The sequence below is a fragment of the Microbacterium sp. 22303 genome, from assembly GCF_052045265.1.
GTDB lineage: Bacteria > Actinomycetota > Actinomycetes > Actinomycetales > Microbacteriaceae > Microbacterium.
The window spans coordinates 239,779-255,231 of the sequence record NZ_JBQEOQ010000002.1 but is presented as its reverse complement, the minus strand read 5'-3'; the positions used below and the strand labels follow the sequence as shown (position 1 = coordinate 255,231).

Annotated in this window: 15 protein-coding genes; 10 read left to right on the top strand and 5 right to left on the bottom strand. The window is 69.8% G+C overall.

The annotated features are described in order from the left end of the window. Both ACTJI8_RS06960 and ACTJI8_RS06955 read left to right on the top strand, forming a co-directional pair. Entirely contained in the window at positions 1-1,014 is a 1,014-nt protein-coding gene (locus tag ACTJI8_RS06960; protein WP_440732695.1) for an ABC transporter permease, read from the top strand. Next, positions 1,011-2,738, top strand: coding sequence for a dipeptide ABC transporter ATP-binding protein (locus tag ACTJI8_RS06955; RefSeq protein ID WP_440732694.1), 1,728 nt, complete (start codon positions 1,011-1,013; stop codon positions 2,736-2,738). The genes ACTJI8_RS06960 and ACTJI8_RS06955 overlap by 4 nt, the downstream gene beginning before the upstream one ends. 141 nt (positions 2,739-2,879) lie before the next feature. Here ACTJI8_RS06955 and ACTJI8_RS06950 read toward each other — a convergent pair whose 3' ends face one another. The 3 genes from ACTJI8_RS06950 to ACTJI8_RS06940 form a co-directional block, all read right to left on the bottom strand. After that, positions 2,880-4,112 (bottom strand): hypothetical protein, encoded by a 1,233-nt coding sequence (locus tag ACTJI8_RS06950; protein WP_440732693.1) that lies wholly within the window; start codon positions 4,110-4,112, stop codon positions 2,880-2,882. A gap of 65 nt (positions 4,113-4,177) precedes the next feature. Next, entirely contained in the window at positions 4,178-5,416 is a 1,239-nt protein-coding gene (locus ACTJI8_RS06945) for a hypothetical protein (protein WP_440732692.1), read from the bottom strand. 52 nt (positions 5,417-5,468) lie between these two features. Next, positions 5,469-6,443, bottom strand: a complete 975-nt coding sequence (locus tag ACTJI8_RS06940) for a hypothetical protein (protein ID WP_440732691.1) — start codon at positions 6,441-6,443, stop codon at positions 5,469-5,471. 183 nt (positions 6,444-6,626) lie between these two features. Between ACTJI8_RS06940 and rpsF the strand changes: the two genes are divergently transcribed. From rpsF to ACTJI8_RS06910, 6 genes are all read left to right on the top strand, one after another. Beyond that, positions 6,627-6,992, top strand: coding sequence for a 30S ribosomal protein S6 (gene rpsF / locus ACTJI8_RS06935; RefSeq protein ID WP_440732690.1), 366 nt, complete (start codon positions 6,627-6,629; stop codon positions 6,990-6,992). Between the two features lie 5 nt (positions 6,993-6,997). After that, complete coding sequence (locus ACTJI8_RS06930; RefSeq protein WP_440732689.1) at positions 6,998-7,519, top strand: single-stranded DNA-binding protein; 522 nt, start codon at positions 6,998-7,000, stop codon at positions 7,517-7,519. Positions 7,520-7,608: 89 nt separating this feature from the next. Then, positions 7,609-7,863 carry a 30S ribosomal protein S18 gene (rpsR, locus tag ACTJI8_RS06925; protein WP_071641238.1) on the top strand — a complete coding sequence of 85 codons (255 nt, stop codon included), beginning with the start codon at positions 7,609-7,611 and terminating at the stop codon, positions 7,861-7,863. An 11-nt stretch (positions 7,864-7,874) separates the two neighbouring features. Next, positions 7,875-8,327 carry a 50S ribosomal protein L9 gene (rplI, locus tag ACTJI8_RS06920; RefSeq protein ID WP_440732688.1) on the top strand — a complete coding sequence of 151 codons (453 nt, stop codon included), beginning with the start codon at positions 7,875-7,877 and terminating at the stop codon, positions 8,325-8,327. Positions 8,328-8,625: 298 nt separating this feature from the next. After that, on the top strand, positions 8,626-9,330 hold the full coding sequence (locus ACTJI8_RS06915) for a hypothetical protein (protein ID WP_440732687.1): 705 nt from the start codon (positions 8,626-8,628) through the stop codon (positions 9,328-9,330). Between the two features lie 22 nt (positions 9,331-9,352). Further along, a complete protein-coding gene (locus ACTJI8_RS06910) occupies positions 9,353-10,090 on the top strand; it encodes a class F sortase (RefSeq protein ID WP_440732686.1) in 738 nt (245 codons plus the stop codon). Positions 10,091-10,243: 153 nt separating this feature from the next. Here ACTJI8_RS06910 and ACTJI8_RS06905 read toward each other — a convergent pair whose 3' ends face one another. Beyond that, a complete protein-coding gene (locus ACTJI8_RS06905) occupies positions 10,244-11,407 on the bottom strand; it encodes a chaplin family protein (RefSeq protein ID WP_440732685.1) in 1,164 nt (387 codons plus the stop codon). Between the two features lie 88 nt (positions 11,408-11,495). After that, positions 11,496-12,515 carry a hypothetical protein gene (locus tag ACTJI8_RS06900; RefSeq protein WP_440732684.1) on the bottom strand — a complete coding sequence of 340 codons (1,020 nt, stop codon included), beginning with the start codon at positions 12,513-12,515 and terminating at the stop codon, positions 11,496-11,498. Positions 12,516-12,665: 150 nt separating this feature from the next. On the opposite strand from ACTJI8_RS06900, the gene ACTJI8_RS06895 reads away from it, so the two are divergent. Then, entirely contained in the window at positions 12,666-13,532 is an 867-nt protein-coding gene (locus ACTJI8_RS06895; protein WP_440732683.1) for a hypothetical protein, read from the top strand. A gap of 441 nt (positions 13,533-13,973) precedes the next feature. Next, positions 13,974-15,359: a replicative DNA helicase gene (dnaB, locus tag ACTJI8_RS06890; RefSeq protein ID WP_440732682.1), complete on the top strand. Its 1,386-nt coding sequence runs from the start codon at positions 13,974-13,976 to the stop codon at positions 15,357-15,359. Positions 15,360-15,453: the final 94 nt, after the last annotated feature.

Sequence of the window (15,453 nt, the reverse complement as noted above, 5' to 3'; positions counted from 1 at the left end):
ATGAACGTCGACAACACCCCCGACCCCGTGATCGACCGCGACCTCCCGACTCCGAAGACCGAGGCGCTCGCCGCCCAGGCGCCGCGCAAGCGACGCTGGCGCGAGCGGATCCCCGTGGTCTCGCAGCTGCGCCAGAGCGTTGGGCTGCAGCGCGGCATGCTGGTGACTGGTCTCGTCATCACCGGCATCTTCGTGCTGGTCGCGATCCTGGCGCCGTTCATCGCCCCGTACTCGTGGGCGCAGCAGTCCGTGAACGGCGTGAAGTTCGGCACGCAGCAGCCGCCGAGCGCCACCAACCTTCTCGGCACCACCGTCAGCGGCTTCGACGTCTTCTCCCGTGTGATCTGGGGATCCCAGACCGCGCTGCTCGTGATCCTCGCCGCGATCGCCTGCTCGATCTTCATCGGCATCGCGCTCGGCCTGGTGTCGGGCTACTTCGGCGGCTGGCTCGATCGCACGCTCGTCGTGATCGCCGATGCGATCTACGCGTTCCCGTCGCTGCTGCTCGCCATCGTGATGTCGATCGTGATCAGCCACGGGCAGTCGAACCTGTGGTCGGGCATCATGGCCACGGCTCTGTCGATCACCGTGGTGTTCGTGCCGCAGTACTTCCGCGTGATCCGCGCCGAGGTGGTGCGCGTCCGGGCCGAGCCATTCGTCGAGTCGGCGAGAGTCATCGGCGTGCCGACCGGGCGGATCCTGACCCGCCACGTGCTGCGCAACTCCACGCGCTCGCTGCCGGTCGTGATCACGCTGAACGCCTCCGAGGCGCTGCTGACCCTCGCCGGGCTCGGCTTCCTCGGCTTCGGCATCGAGGCGACCTCGGCCGCGGAGTGGGGCTACGACCTCAACCGCGCCATCGCGGACGTCACCAGCGGCATCTGGTGGACGTCCATCTTCCCCGGCCTCGCGATCGTGCTGGTGGTGCTCGGCATCACCCTCGTCGGCGAGAGCCTCAACGACCTGAGCGATCCGCGACTGCGCACCCGCCGTCGCGCGGGAGGTGCGGCATGACCGGCACGACCATGAACACCGGCCTGCCCGATGTGGCAGAGCTCCGCGGTCTCAAGGTGCGCTTCGCGACCGATGCCGAGCCCGTCGACGCGGTCAAGGGCATCGACATCCAGGCGCATGCGGGTGAGGTTCTCGCGATCGTCGGCGAGTCCGGATCCGGCAAGACCGTCACCGCCAACGCCCTGCTCGGCCTGCTGCCGGAGACCGCGACCATGTCGGGCGCGGTCATCGTGCGCGGCCGCGGCGGCGAGACCGACGTCGTGCACGCCTCGGCCGCGAAGCTGCGCGCGATGCGAGGCCGCGACGCGGCGATGGTGTTCCAGGAGCCGTCCACGGCGCTGAACCCCGTCTACACCGTCGGCTGGCAGATCGCCGAGGGGCTGCGTGCGCATCACGACGGCCGGCTCTCCAAGAAGGAGGCGCGGGCGAAGGCGATCGAGATCCTCCGCAAGGTGGGCATCCCGGATCCGGATCAGCGCGTGGACGAGTTCCCGCACCAGTTCTCCGGCGGGCAGAAGCAGCGCATCGTGATCGCGATGGCCCTCGTGCTGAACGCCGGGCTCATCATCGCCGACGAGCCGACCACGGCCCTCGATGTCACGGTGCAGGCCGAGATCCTCGAGCTGCTGCGCGCCTGCCGCGACGAATTCGGTGCGACGATCGTGCTCATCACGCACAACATGGGCGTCGTCGCCGACCTCGCCGACCGTGTGGTGGTGATGCTCCGCGGCGACATCGTGGAGCAGGCCCCCGTGCGTGAGCTCTTCGCCAACCCGCAGCAGGAGTACACGCGCGAGCTGCTCGCCGCCGTGCCGCACGTCGGCCAGGGCAAGTCGATGCTGGAGGCGGCGGCGGTGACCAGCCCGGCCTCCGGCGTCGCGGACGAGGCCCCGGAAGGCAGCCTGATCGTCGCGCGGGCGTGCGAGATCGGGTATCCGGGCCGCTTCGGCCGCGGCGGCGTCGTGGCGGTCAAGGGCGTCGACTTCCACGTCGGCCCCGGCGAGGTCGTGGGCCTGGTCGGCGAGTCCGGGTCGGGCAAGACCACGATCGGCCGCGCCGTCGTCGGCCTCACCACGGTCGTCGGCGGGTCGCTGCGCGTGCTCGGCCAGGAGATGAACGGCGTCAAGCAGCGTCAGCTGGCCCCGCTCCGCCCCGAGATCGGGTTCGTGTTCCAGGATCCGGCCACCAGCTTCAATCCGCTGCTGTCGATCGCCGAGTGCATCGCGGAGCCGCTCGTCGTGCACGGCAGGGCATCGAGTGTCGCCGCCGCACGTGCGCGCGTGGACGAGTTGCTCGATGCGGTGCGGCTGCCGACGAGCTTCGGCGACCGCTTCCCGCATGAGCTCAGCGGTGGCCAGCGTCAGCGTGCCTCGCTCGCTCGCGCTCTGGCCCTGGACCCGAAGCTGCTCATCGCGGACGAGCCCACCAGTGCCCTGGACGTCTCGGTGCAGGCGAAGGTGCTCGACCTGTTCGTACAGCTGCAGGCCGAGCTCGGCTTCGCGTCGCTGTTCATCAGTCACGACCTCGCCGTGATCGACGCCGTCTCCGACCGCATCATCGTGCTGCGGCAGGGACGGATCCAGGAGCAGGGCACGACCGCGCAGGTGCTGAACGATCCGTCGAACTCCTACACGAGGGAGCTGCTCGCGGCCCTTCCCGTGCCGGATCCGGTGGAGCAGGCCGAGCGCCGCGCTCTCTGGCAGGCGGTGCGCCGCGGCGCCTGATCGCGCCCTCGGTGCCGTCGCTCGGCGGGCCGGTGCGGCGTTCGCGTCGCCCGTGAAGGTCGCCCGTCGTGATCGCCCGTAAAGATGGAATACGTCGCTGCAGACCACTCTGCAGCGACGTTTTCCATCTCTGGCGTGCGCTCAGCGGCCCACCACGAGAAGGGTGATGACGCCGAGCGCGCTGATGAAGATCACCGGCACGCCCAGCACCACGCCGAACACGATCGCGAGCGTCACCCACGGTCCTCGCCGGCGCAGACGCTGGCCTGGCGGCGCCACGTCGGGCGGCGGCGGGGTGAGCAGGTTCACGGGCGCCGCGAAGGGCAGTGCGTGCCCGGCGGTCGGCCCCGGGGACGGCGAAACCACGCCGACGGCGTCGGCGGAGCTCGCCAGGGCAGGAGCGGTCGCGTCCGCGGGAGCGCCCAGCCGCAGCCGGTCATCGCGCCAGCGCTCCCACTGGTCGAGCTTGCCGAGCACGGCGGCGACGGCACCGAACAGCCAGCCCCAGCTGTTCGGATCCAGGGTCGACACGGGGCGCTGCGTGTACAGGAACAGCCAGTCGTCGACGATCTCCACGTCGAGCAGGGCCGCGCTGTCCATGAACCGAACCATCACGTCGGGCGTGAACAGGTACAGCGCATCGGTTTCGTAGCCGGCCGGGCAGTACAGCGTGAAGTAGCGGTCGAAGTCGCCCTCGAGCGAGAGCCGCTGATGCTTGTCGAACGACGCGGGCAGGCTGCTGCCCAGCGCGTTGTTGCCGAGCGCGTCCAGCACGATGTGCGGGAGGGGCACGTCGAGCTTGACGGCGATGTACCCCCACTGGTGCGTGTGGGCGTCTTTGCCCGAGCCGGTGGTGTAACGGTAGTTGCCGAACTCGACGAACCTCGGCTGCGTGCCGCGCACCGCGTCGGTCGTTGCACGCCCCGAGCCGTGCCCGAAGATCATGCCGGGAAGGGGCGGATCCGCGATCGTCCCGATGTACGACATGCCGTTCGCCGCGGCGAAGCAGGCGATGCGGTACTGCGCGATCCGTCGATCGCGCTGGGCCCTGGCGATGAGGAGACCGGCGCCGGTGCCCATCCCCCCGATCAGGACGAGCATTCCGAACCCGCCGATCGCGGCGCCTGCGCTCGCGCCCGCGCCGTGGCCCACTGCGGAGCCGATCGTGAGGCCGATGCCCATCGCGATCACGAACATGACCGGAACCACGAGGATCGCCATCACGACCGCGGCGATCACGATCCCGACGATCGTGCCTCCCGACGTGGGGTGCTGCGCACGCTGCTGCCGCGCGAACGCGGCGACGGCACCGGAATCGACCGGGTCGGTCAGCGGCCGGGGATCGAAGTATCCCGGGGGCAGTGGGGTGCTCACGCCCCCACGCTAGCCCGAACCGCCGCAGGATCCGCGGGGTCCTCGCCGAGGGTGCGGTGACCGGGTCAGCGCCCGAACAGGAGCACCCGGAACACGAACCATGCCACGGCGATGATGCCGAACATGAGCACCGACACCCAGGGGAACGCGCGCTTGAGCCGGCGCCCGCCGGGAGCGACACCCGGGGGTGGCGACCAGGGCTGGGCCGGATCCGCCGGCGTTGGTGCGGCGAAGCCGGTGGCGTCGGCGCTCGGTGCCGCAGCGCCGGCGAGGAATCCGAGCGGGGCGACCGGCACGCCAGGGGACGTGGCCGGCACCGGGGACGCGGACGGGGCGGCCGCGGGGCCGGCGCCGGGGCTCGCGCCCGCCGCGCGCAGCCGGTCGTCGCGCCAGCGCGCCCACTGCTGCAGCTTGGTGATGACCGCCCCCACGGTGCCGAACAGCTGCGCCCAGACCGCCGGATCCAGGGTCGTCACCTCCGCCTTCTGCGCGTACAGGAACAGCCAGTCATCGACGATCTCGATGTCGAAGGAGGCGGCGTTGTCGATGAGGCGCGCCATGACGTCCGGGGTGAACAGGTAGAGCGCATCGCGCTCGTAGCCTTCGGGGCAGTACAGCGCGAAGTACTGATCGAAGTCGCCCTCAAGGGACAGGCGCTGATGCCTGCCGTAGGACGCGGGCAGGTTCGAGCCGAGGAAGCCGTTGTTCGCGAGCGAATCGAGCACGATGTTCGGCAGCGGCACGTCGAGCCGGATCGCGACGTAGCCCCAATGGTGGGTCTCGGCTTCCTTGCCGGATCCGGTCGTGTACTGATAGTTCGCGAACTCGACGAAGCGGGGGGTGGTGCCGCGCACCAGGTCGCGGGACACCCGAGCATGACCCAGGTCGAAGATCATGCCTGGAAGCTGCGGATCGGCGAGCTCGGGGAGGTACCTCATGCCGTTGGCGGCCGCGAATGCGGCGAGGCGGTAGGCCCGGATCCTCCGGCCGCGCACCCAGAACACGACCCCCACCGTGATGGCCGCCGCGAGGACCAGGATCAAGAGCGGCGTGATGATGAGACTGACGCCGACGCCCAGGGAGGCGCTCAGCATCGCACTGAAGATGCTGCCCGCGACGCCGAGGATGAAGACCACGGCGATGGCGCCGAAGACCATGCCGATGATCTGGGGCGCGCTCGCTCCGGAGCCTCCGGCGGGCGCCGAACGGGCGAAGGCGGCCAGCGCGGCGCGGTCGATCGGCGCGGTGAGCGGGGTGGCATCGAAGGGATACGAGCCCGCTGGTCGGTTCGTCGGCACGGTCACGCGTCCACGCTAACCCCCATGGCTCGCATCCTGGCCGGACGGCGGCGGGCGTTCAGCGGTTCAGCTCGTCGGCGTCCCACTGCAGGTTCGCGCCCTCGGCGAGGGGCAGAGCCTCGATCCGCTCGTCCGCGCACAGTGCGGCGATGAGAGCAGCGGATCCGGCGACGACCGTGGAGTCGAAGTCGATCTCGCTGACCAGGATCCAGGCGCGGTCGGCCGGCCAGATCAGGCTCGGGTGCTGGGCGCTCGGCGGTGTCCCGAACTGCTCGTGCCGGGGGTCGCGCCAGGGTGCGAACGCCACCCAGTCCGGATCCGCGAAGGCCTGCGGCGGGGCGGCGAAGAGCACGTGGTCGCGCATCGGCAGTTCGAGGCGCGCGCCCTCGGAGATCTCGCGGGACAGGATCCCGTCGTGCCACACCGCCTTCTGATACGGGTTGTTGAAGGGGTCATGGATGCTCTCGGCGAGCATCGCGGCGTGCGCGCTCGCCGCGTCATCGGTCGCCGTCAGCGTCACGAACCCCGAGGAGCCGTACCCGCCGAGCAGACCGCCCCACCCCTCCCACACTCCTGCGACGCCCTCGCCGGGCGTCGTCGTGTGCGCGACAAGGTGCTCGGCCGCATGAGCCAGGATCGCGGGCGGCAGATCGCCCTCGATCGGCGCGCTGAACTCTCGCCCGTCGGGGGCGTGCCGGTGCCGCCAGTCCTCGCCCGCAGGGGTGCGCACGATCCGGCTCCACTGCGCGAACGGGTGCAGCACCGTGCCGAAGGCTGCGGCCGTGTCCGCCCAGGTGACGACCTCGTCCCGGAACGATGCGACGGTGCGGTCGAACTCGTCGTCCGACATCGCGCGCAGCTCGTCGGAGGTCGGAACGACGCCGCCACCGAGGAGGCTCCGCACCGACGCCGGATGGAAGATCCTGGCGTACGCCTCGAACCCGTGCGGCACGACGCCGTGCATCGTCGTGAAGCCGGGATCCAGACGATCCCGGATCCAGCTGCCGACCTCGACGTCGTTCTCCCACCGCATGCCGCCAGGCTACCCGGCGGGGTAAGACGGAAGCGGTCCGCCGACCGGCCGGTTCGCGGCACCCTGTCGGATCCGCTAAGCTGTTCAGGTTGTCTGGGTACATCTGTGCCCTGACACGTGCACAACACCCTCCTGCTTCCGGGAAAGTCCCGGAAGCCGTTCTAGTCCGAAGGAGGTGGGTAAGTGACGCACCAGTACGAGCTCATGGTCATTCTGACCCCCGAGCTGGACGAGCGCCAGGTTGCCCCCAACCTCGACAAGTTCCTGAAGGTCATCACCAACGATGGTGGCTCGATTGACAAGGTCGACATCTGGGGCAAGCGCCGTTTCGCCTACGAGATCAACAAGAAGACCGAGGGCATCTACGCCGTCGTGAACTTCACCGCGAGCAGCGACGCCACCAACGAGCTGGACCGCCAGCTGAACCTGTCGGAGCTCGTGTTCCGCACCAAGGTTCTGCGTGCCGAAGAGGCGCAGGCGATGGTCGCAGCCGAGGCCAAGCGTGCCGAGGAGAAGGCCGCCCGCAAGCCCAAGGCCGCGAAGGTCTAAGGATCATGGCCGGCGAGACCGTCATCACCGTGGTGGGAAACCTCACTGCCGACCCCGAGCTGCGCTACACGCAGAACGGGCTGCCGGTGGCGAACTTCACCATCGCTTCGACGCCGCGCACCTTCGACCGCCAGGCGAACGAATGGAAGGACGGCGACGCGCTGTTCCTTCGTGCGTCCGTGTGGCGCGAGTTCGCCGAGCATGTGGCGGGATCCCTGACGAAGGGCATGCGGGTCATCGCGACCGGTCGTCTGCGTCAGCGCTCCTACCAGGACCGCGAGGGGCAGAACCGCACCGCGATCGAGCTGGAGGTCGACGAGATCGGCCCCTCGCTCCGCTACGCGACCGCGCAGGTCACCCGTGCCGCCTCCAACGGCGGCGGCAACGGCGGTGGCTTCTCCGGTGGCAACAGCGGCGGTGGACGTCCGCAGCAGCAGTCCTCGAACGAGCCGTGGTCGACCCCCGGTTCCTCGAGCGCTGACGCGTGGAGCACTCCCGGCAGCTTCGGCGACGACACGCCTTTCTGAGGCCGTCGTCGGTCCCGCACAGGGGCCGGAGCATCAACAAGATTGCGGATCCTGACGGATCCGAAAACCATTTCTCGTAAGGAAGACTCATGGCTGGAAAGTCGAGCGGCGACCGCCGCAAGCCGCGGAAGGGTGGCAAGCCCACCGCTCCCGCGAAGTCCATCCGCGTGGGTGTCATCGACTACAAGGACGTCGCGACCCTCCGCAAGTTCATCTCGGAGCGTGGAAAGATCCGCGCCCGTCGTATCACCGGTGTCTCGGTGCAGGAGCAGCGTCTGATCGCCAAGGCGATCAAGAACGCGCGCGAGATGGCGCTCCTGCCCTACGCCGGCGCTGGCCGCTAAGGGGTACCGACATGGCAAAGCTGATTCTCACGAATGAGGTCGCCGGGCTCGGTAGCGCCGGTGACGTGGTCGAGGTCAAGAACGGGTACGCCCGCAACTACCTCGTGCCGCAGGGTTTCGCTGTCGCGTGGTCGCGCGGTGGCGAGAAGCAGGTCGAGCAGATCCAGGCCGCCCGCAAGGCGCGTGCGATCCATGACCTCGACGACGCGGTGGCGCTGAAGAACGCCATTGAGGCCGCCAAGGTGCGCCTGGCCGTCAAGGCCGGCGCCGAGGGCCGTCTGTTCGGTTCGGTCAAGACCGCCGATGTCGCCGCCGCCGTCGAGGCTGCCGGCATCGGTGCGATCGACAAGCGCAAGGTGCACATCACCTCGCCGATCAAGTCGGTCGGCGAGCACGAGGCCACGGTTCGTCTGCACGACGACGTGACCGCTGTGATCACGCTGCAGGTCGTCGCCGCCAAGTAATCCGGCAGGCGCTCACGCGCCGACTGCCTGTCAGGGGCCGTCTCCTTCGGGAGGCGGCCCCTTTCGCGTGTCTGGATCCGCGGTGCCGCTCCTTCAGGGGTGCTCTTCGATCCATTGCCCTCATACCGGAAGATCGGTATCGTCAGTCCCAAAGGTTGCACGGGCTGGGGCGTGGGCAACCGTCGACGGGGTGGGACCCGGTGATCTTGGGGATCGGCGCGGCGCAGTGCACTCCGCAGACTTCCGCGCACCCGGAGCGTGTGATCATCACCGATCACCGAGCTGGGGAGCTGGGGACATGTCTTCTGTCAACAGGGGCGCTGGGGTGCTCCGCAAGGCCGCGTACGCGGCGGGCGCGATGTCGCTCGCGGTCGCGGGAATCCTGATCACGGTGCCGGGCGCGTCTGCAGACGACGCCGCGCCGTGCACGCCGATGGCGGCGTACGACGAGACCGTCGTCGTGACGCCGGCCGTTCCCGGGGCCCCGGGAACGCCTGCGGTTGAAGAGGTCTGGCACTGGGGCAACTTCCAGCGCTATTCGTGGACCGGCGGTCCTGACGGTCCGGCCCCCGGGGATGTTCCGCCGGGGGAGAACTGGCAGGCGAACACCACGAACTACGAGGGCGCCGGGCATGGAACGGATCCGATCAACCAGATCTTCCAGGCGGGTACGCCCGGGAAGGCCGACTGGTTCTACTGGTCGGCTGAGAAGATCATCGACGTCGAAGGCCAGCCTGCCGTCCCGCCGACCGAGGGCACGCCGGCGGTGACGAAGACCGTTCACCACGACGCCGTGGCCTGCCCCGTGACCGTCGTCACACCGCCGGTCGTGGCCCCACCAGTGGTCGCGCCCGCACCCGAGCCCGAGACGCACACCGTGCCCGCCACGGTGCAGACCGACGCCGATCAGACCGCGGTGCTCGTGCTCTCGGGCGGCCTCGGCCTTCTCGCGGCCGGGGCGCTGACCGGCGCAGGACTGCTCGCCCGTTCGCGTCGCAACTGAGTCGCGCTAATCACTCCACGCCATGAACGACAGGGCCACCGCGCGGCGCCGCCGCCTCGCGGTGGCCCTGCTCGTCGTCGGGCTCGTCGCCGGGGCGGCCGCGGTGCTGCTGTGGAGCGCGACGCGATCCGCCCTCGGTGGCGTACCGATGTCCACCGCGCCCGTGTCGGCGCCGACGGCCGCGCCCGTCACGCCGACCCCTTCGCCGAACCCGGTTGCTTCGCCGGCCGCGCCGACTCCCGCGCCGCTGCAGGACATCGCCGGCATTCCCGTGCACGTGACCGTGCTCCAGCAGGGAGTGCCGCTCATCGACGCGGATGTGAACCAGATCCAGCTCAACGGCGACGGCTGGCTGAGCCCCGACGAGGGGCAGGCGGGGTGGTATGGACCGCCGCAGTGGGAGACGGTGCCGGGCGACCTCTCCGATTACCGGGGCATCATCGTCGGGCACAACGTGACGGGCTATGGCACGAAGGACGTGTTCTACGATCTCGGGCAGGTGCGGGCCGGCGACAGCGTGGTGCTCACCTATGCGCTGCAGGTGGGCGGATACGCCACCGCGGGTTTCACGGTCACGCAGGACGCCCGATCCGCGCCGAAGCAGGATGTCGTGGCACAGGCGGCGACCACCTACAAGTGGGTGTGGCAGTCGGATGCGCCGGAGCGCGCGCTGTCGCTGTTCTCCTGCGACCTCGACGCGCCGCACATCGACGGGCACTCCGTCGACAACTGGATCGTGACCGCCGAACGCGTGTCGTGACCGGTCGCCCTGGCGCGCCCGTCGGGGGTCGCCTCCTCCTGGAGAGGCGACCCCCTTTCTCTGCCGGCCGGCCGATGCTGGGGACGGGGCCGACCCGGCGGGGCCCGGCGGCGCTGCGTGCACCCTCCCTCGGACGCCGCACCGCCGAACCGGTCATCGGGCGAGTGCGCGCCGGGTGAGGATCCCGCCTCCGATCATCACGAGCAGCAGCGCCACCAGGATCAGCGGCGCCGGGGAAGCCTCGCCCGTCTGTGCGAGACGCGGCCCGCTCTGCGCGGCGCCCAGGTTCGACACGGGAATCGACGCGGCACCGTGACCGCCGGAGGTTCCGGGCGTACCGGGGGCTCCTGGCGTTCCCGGAGTGCCCGGGGTCCCGGGGGTTCCGGGAGTGCCCGGAGTTCCGGGGGCGCCGGGTGTGCCCGGGGTGCCGGGTGTTCCCGTGGTCGTCGTGCTGGTGCCGCCCACCGCGATGGCGTTGCCGCCGATCGTGATCGGAGCGGTGATCGGGGCGACGATCTGCGTGCCGCCGAGGATGGATCCGATCCCTGAGGTCGTCGCGCCGGAACCGCTACCGGCTCCGCCCGTCATAGGACTGGATCCCGTCGTGGTGGCGGTGCTGTCGCCGAGGACGGCGATGGCATTGCCGACCGCGGTGACGGGCGCGGTGATCGGGGCGACGACCTGCGTGCCGCCGAGGATCGCGTCGTCGCCGCTGGTGCTCGGACCGGTTGCCGCGGGCGGGGTGCCGGCGGGTGGCGTCGTGCCGGTGGTCGGCGAGCCCGAGGTAGCGGTGCTGTCGCCCAGCACGCTCACCGCGTTGCCCGTGACCGTGATCGGCGCCGTCACCGGGACGACCGCCTGCGTGCCCGAGAGCACTCCGTCATCGCCACTGGTCGTCGTGGCCGGTGCCGGTGCCGGTGTCGCTGCCGCTGGCGCGGCGGGTGGCGCAGTCGCCGTGCTGTCGGACTCTCCCAGCACGCTGATCGCGTTGTCGGCCACGGTGATCGGCACGTTCACGGGGACGACCGCCTGCGTGCCGGACGCTATGGCCTCGTCTCCGGAGGTCGTAGCCGGTGCCGGGCCGGGTGCGGGTGCGGCGGTCGGGGCGGGACCGGTCGCCGTGGAGGATCCGAGGATCGAGATCGCGTTTCCGGTCACGGTGACAGGGACCGAGATCGGGGCGATGATCTGTGTGCCGGATCCGATCCCGTCGTCTCCGGAGGTGTTGTCGGCCGCGTTCGCAGCCGAGGCGCCGAGCAGGGTGATCCCGCCGGCGATGAGCGTGCCCCAGAGGGCGTGCTTCACGAAAGTGCGCATGGTGTTTGTTCTCCTGACAGTGAATCGATGAGGGAACGCGCGGAAACGCGCGTCGGTTTCCTGCCCCTGACGGGCAGCCCGGACCGATTCAGTCGGGAGAGACGTCGGTGGGGAACACCGGCGAGGAAGGCAAGGCGTCGTCGGCAGCGGCGCCGAACGGCGCGCCGAGGGACGGCGCAGCGGCATGCAGCGTCGAGAAGGCCGCGAACCAGGAAGCAGAACTCCCGCCGGATCCGGCGGAGGATGATGCCAACCCCGCCCCGGCCGCCCAGGGCTCCGGCGCGCGGGGAGGCGGCGGCGCGGACGGGAGCGGAGGCGCAGTACTGCCCGCTCCGGCTCCCGCAACGTCATGGGAGACACGGTGGGAACGGTCGTCGAGTCGCAAGGGCGGACCGGCCGCGGAGCCTGAGACGGTGATCGGAGCGGGAGGGAGCGGATCCGTTCCGCGCCCACCGGCACCGTCGGTGCCGCGCCCGACCACAGGGGAGACGACGAGAGGATCCGAGGGAATCACACCGCCCGATGGGGGAGTAAGGGTGCCCGTGACGCCGTCGATGGTGTCGCTGAGCCGGCCGAGCAGAGCGGGGACGCTGAGCTCGCCGCTCACGACACCCACGATCGGGACGGACGTCACGGCGTCGGCGATGGGGGCGGTGAGCGACGACAGCGGCGACGATGCGAGCACGGAGGACACCGGCGCGAGCACGTCGGGGACGACGCCCGAAACGGTGCCGCCGGGATCCGTGACAGCGTTCTCGACCGGACCAGGGCCGGCAGGCGCCGATGCGACGCCGTCGAGCACAGGCTGTGACGCATCCGCGGCGTCGGAGACCGCCGGTGCGGCCTCCTGGACGATGCTCTGCACCGGCGCGACGATCGCATCCGCGGTGCCGGCGACGGCGGTCGCCGTGTCGCTGACGGTGGACGCGATCACGGTGGAGGTGCCGCCGAGCAGACCCCCGGCATCGCCGAGCAGGCTCCCGGAATCATCCGCGTGGGCCGGCGAGGAGCCGAGGATCACGGAGAGCGCCGCCCAGCCCAGGGCGAGACAGGCGCCCGAGAGCAGACCGACACGGAGCCGGTGACCGCTCCAAACGGTCACGTCCACGGTCACCTCCCCAGGATCCCGAGTGACGTCGCGGGGACGACGTTCGCTTGGCGCCGACTGTACGCTCGCCGGCGCCGCACGTCCAGGGGGTGGCGGCACTCTTGTGCGCCGACGAGGAAGGGCGCGCTACTGTCGAGGCGTGGGGGGAGCATGAGCACGGATGCCCGCGGGGTGCTGCCGTATCCGCTGCCCCGCAACTGGCAGGACAGGGGGATGGGGCCGATGCCGGTGACGGCGATCGCGATCATGACCGTGGTTGCCGCGGGACTGCTGGCGTTCGGCGCCCTGCGCGCTCTCGGCGGAGACGTGCTGGGGGCCATTCTGGCCAGCGTGTTCTACGGTGCGCTCATGGCCGGCGTCTCGGTCTCCCGTGAAGGCGGCCGACGGCGGATCAGGGGCCCCGTGCTGATGAACGCGGTCACCCTCACGCGGGCGGATTCGGCCCCTCCGGACTCCTGGGTGCACTTCTTCCGCGAGGGGCTCGGGTCATGGACTCTCGGCTGGGGGCTGCTGCTCGGCGGAGCCGGATCCGCGGTGCTTCTGGTGATGGCGGGCGCACGTGCGGTCGCCGTCGACGCAGGCGGATGGTTGCTGCTCGTCGTTCCTCTCGGGCTGTGCGCGGCCGTCCTCGTGCTGTGCGGGGTGATCGCGCTGATCATCGCGTTCCGCAGCGCGTCGTTCGCCCGCATCCCGATCGGGCTCTCGATCGGTCGCAACGGCATCTCCCGGTATTACCTCGACGCGATCGAGTCCGTCCGCTGGGAGGACATCCGCGCGATCACCGCCGTGGGACGGGAGGATTCCGACACCGAGGGTTCCCGGAGCATCTTGATCGAGCGCGAAGGCGAGGACCTGTGGCGGATCGGAGTCGACGAGTATCCGACGCCGCCGTGGGTGATCTACTGCGCGCTGCGGTTCTGGCTCGAGCATCCGGCGCACCGGGGCGAGCTCAGCAGCACGTTCGCACAGCGACGTCTGGAGCAGTGGTGCGACGCGGCGAAGGATCCGGCTGTTTGAGCGCACGCGCCGCCTTGGAGTGCGCGGATGAGCAGCGCCACACCCGCCGAATGGCCGACTTGACAAAAGGCGGCCCACGTGGGGGGTGTCCCCAGGTTGTGCACATCCCACCACGCGACGGCGAACCTTAAAGGGGGACTTTAAACAGATTCTCATCCACAGGGTGGGGAGGAGAGAAATGCCTGATCAGGCTGAGCAAAAAAGTTCCGAAGGCGAACGTTCCCCACAGTTATCCCCAGGCACTCTGCACAGACACTCCGGAGTTACCCGCAACCTCTCCACATAGTTATCCACAGGCTCCCGAGCGCTGCAGGTAGCGTTGTCGAGCATCCCGATGTCGGACCCTGGTGGTGTGCTTTGTGCTGCGGGATGATCATCCCGCCCGAGGCGCGGATCCGACGGTGATGTGCTCGGCAATCGGTGGAGGAAGAGGGGGCGCGCGTGTCGATCGCGGACATCGCGGAGGAGCGGCTCGGTTCGGGACGTGGGCCTGAGCGGACCCCGCCGCACGACCTCATGGCCGAGCAGAGCACCCTCGGCGGCATGCTGCTGTCGAAGGACGCGGTCGCCGACGTCATCGAGTCTCTGCGCGGGGCCGATTTCTACATCCCCAAGCACGAGCTGATCTTCGACGCGATCCTCTCGCTGTACTCGCATGGCGAGCCGACCGACGTCATCGCCGTCACCGACGAGCTGATCAAGACCGGCAACCTGTCGCGCGCGGGCGGGGCCGACTATCTGCATTCGCTGACGTCGATCGTGCCCACCGCCGCGAACGCCGGCTTCTACGCGGGGATCGTGTCGGAGCGTGCGCTCCTGCGCAAGCTCGTCGATGCAGGCACCCGCATCGTGCAGATGGGCTACGACGGACAGGGTGACGCCACCGACCTCGTCAACAGCGCCCAGGCCGAGATCTACGCGGTCACCGGCACCGAGGCCGCCGAAGACTACGTCCCGCTCACCGTCGCCGTCGATGCCGCCGTCGAGGAGATGGAGGCCGCGAGCGGCCGGGACGGATCCATGACCGGCGTGCCGACCGGGTTCCGCGAACTCGACGAGCTCACCAACGGCCTGCACGGCGGCCAGATGATCGTCGTCGCCGCGAGGCCGGCGATGGGAAAATCGACCTTGGCTCTGGATTTTGCTAGGGCAGCTTCCATATCCCACAACCAGCCCTCCATCTTCTTCTCGCTCGAGATGGGCAAGGCGGAGATCGCCATGCGCCTGCTCAGCGCCGAGGGCGCGGTGCCCCTGCAGAACCTCCGCAAGGGCAAGCTCGACCAGCGCGACTGGACGACCGTCGCCTCGACGCGCGGGCGCATCAACGACGCACCGCTGTACATCGACGACAGCCCGAACATGACGCTCGTCGAGATCCGCGCGAAGTGCCGTCGGCTCAAGCAGCGCGTCGGTCTGAGGATGGTCGTCATCGACTACCTGCAGCTGATGACCAGCGGCAAGAAGGTCGAATCGCGTCAGCAGGAGGTCTCGGAGTTCTCCCGTGCCCTGAAGCTGCTCGCAAAGGAGCTGCAGGTCCCGGTGATCGCGCTCTCACAGTTGAACCGTGGCTCTGAGCAGCGCCAGGACAAGAAGCCCGCGATCAGCGACCTGCGTGAGTCGGGCTCGATCGAGCAGGACGCCGACATGGTGATCCTGCTGCACCGCGACTCCGTCTACGACAAGGACGTGCGTCCTGGCGAAGCCGACCTCATCGTGGCCAAGCACCGTAACGGTCCGACGGCCACCATCCAGGTCGCATTCCAGGGCCACTTCTCCCGCTTCGCCGACATGGCCAGCGACTTCCAGGGGGGCGGCGACTTCAACTGACCTGAGGGCGGAACGGCACTCGGTCAGCGGTGGAGCGCGACGGCTCCGCCCCACAGCGCGCCGGGGTTGAGCCGATCCGGGTATCGGTCGAGTA

Excerpts from the sequence above, each read along its gene's own strand:
- ACTJI8_RS06960 (WP_440732695.1), top strand. The coding sequence starts at position 1 with ATGAACGTCGACAACACCCCCGACCCCGTGATCGACCGCGACCTCCCG.
- ACTJI8_RS06955 (WP_440732694.1), top strand. The coding sequence starts at position 1,011 with ATGACCGGCACGACCATGAACACCGGCCTGCCCGATGTGGCAGAGCTC.
- ACTJI8_RS06940 (WP_440732691.1), bottom strand. The coding sequence starts at position 6,443 with ATGCGGTGGGAGAACGACGTCGAGGTCGGCAGCTGGATCCGGGATCGT.
- ACTJI8_RS06930 (WP_440732689.1), top strand. The coding sequence starts at position 6,998 with ATGGCCGGCGAGACCGTCATCACCGTGGTGGGAAACCTCACTGCCGAC.
- rpsR (WP_071641238.1), top strand. The coding sequence starts at position 7,609 with ATGGCTGGAAAGTCGAGCGGCGACCGCCGCAAGCCGCGGAAGGGTGGC.
- rplI (WP_440732688.1), top strand. The coding sequence starts at position 7,875 with ATGGCAAAGCTGATTCTCACGAATGAGGTCGCCGGGCTCGGTAGCGCC.
- ACTJI8_RS06915 (WP_440732687.1), top strand. The coding sequence starts at position 8,626 with ATGTCTTCTGTCAACAGGGGCGCTGGGGTGCTCCGCAAGGCCGCGTAC.
- ACTJI8_RS06910 (WP_440732686.1), top strand. The coding sequence starts at position 9,353 with ATGAACGACAGGGCCACCGCGCGGCGCCGCCGCCTCGCGGTGGCCCTG.
- ACTJI8_RS06905 (WP_440732685.1), bottom strand. The coding sequence starts at position 11,407 with ATGCGCACTTTCGTGAAGCACGCCCTCTGGGGCACGCTCATCGCCGGC.
- ACTJI8_RS06895 (WP_440732683.1), top strand. The coding sequence starts at position 12,666 with ATGAGCACGGATGCCCGCGGGGTGCTGCCGTATCCGCTGCCCCGCAAC.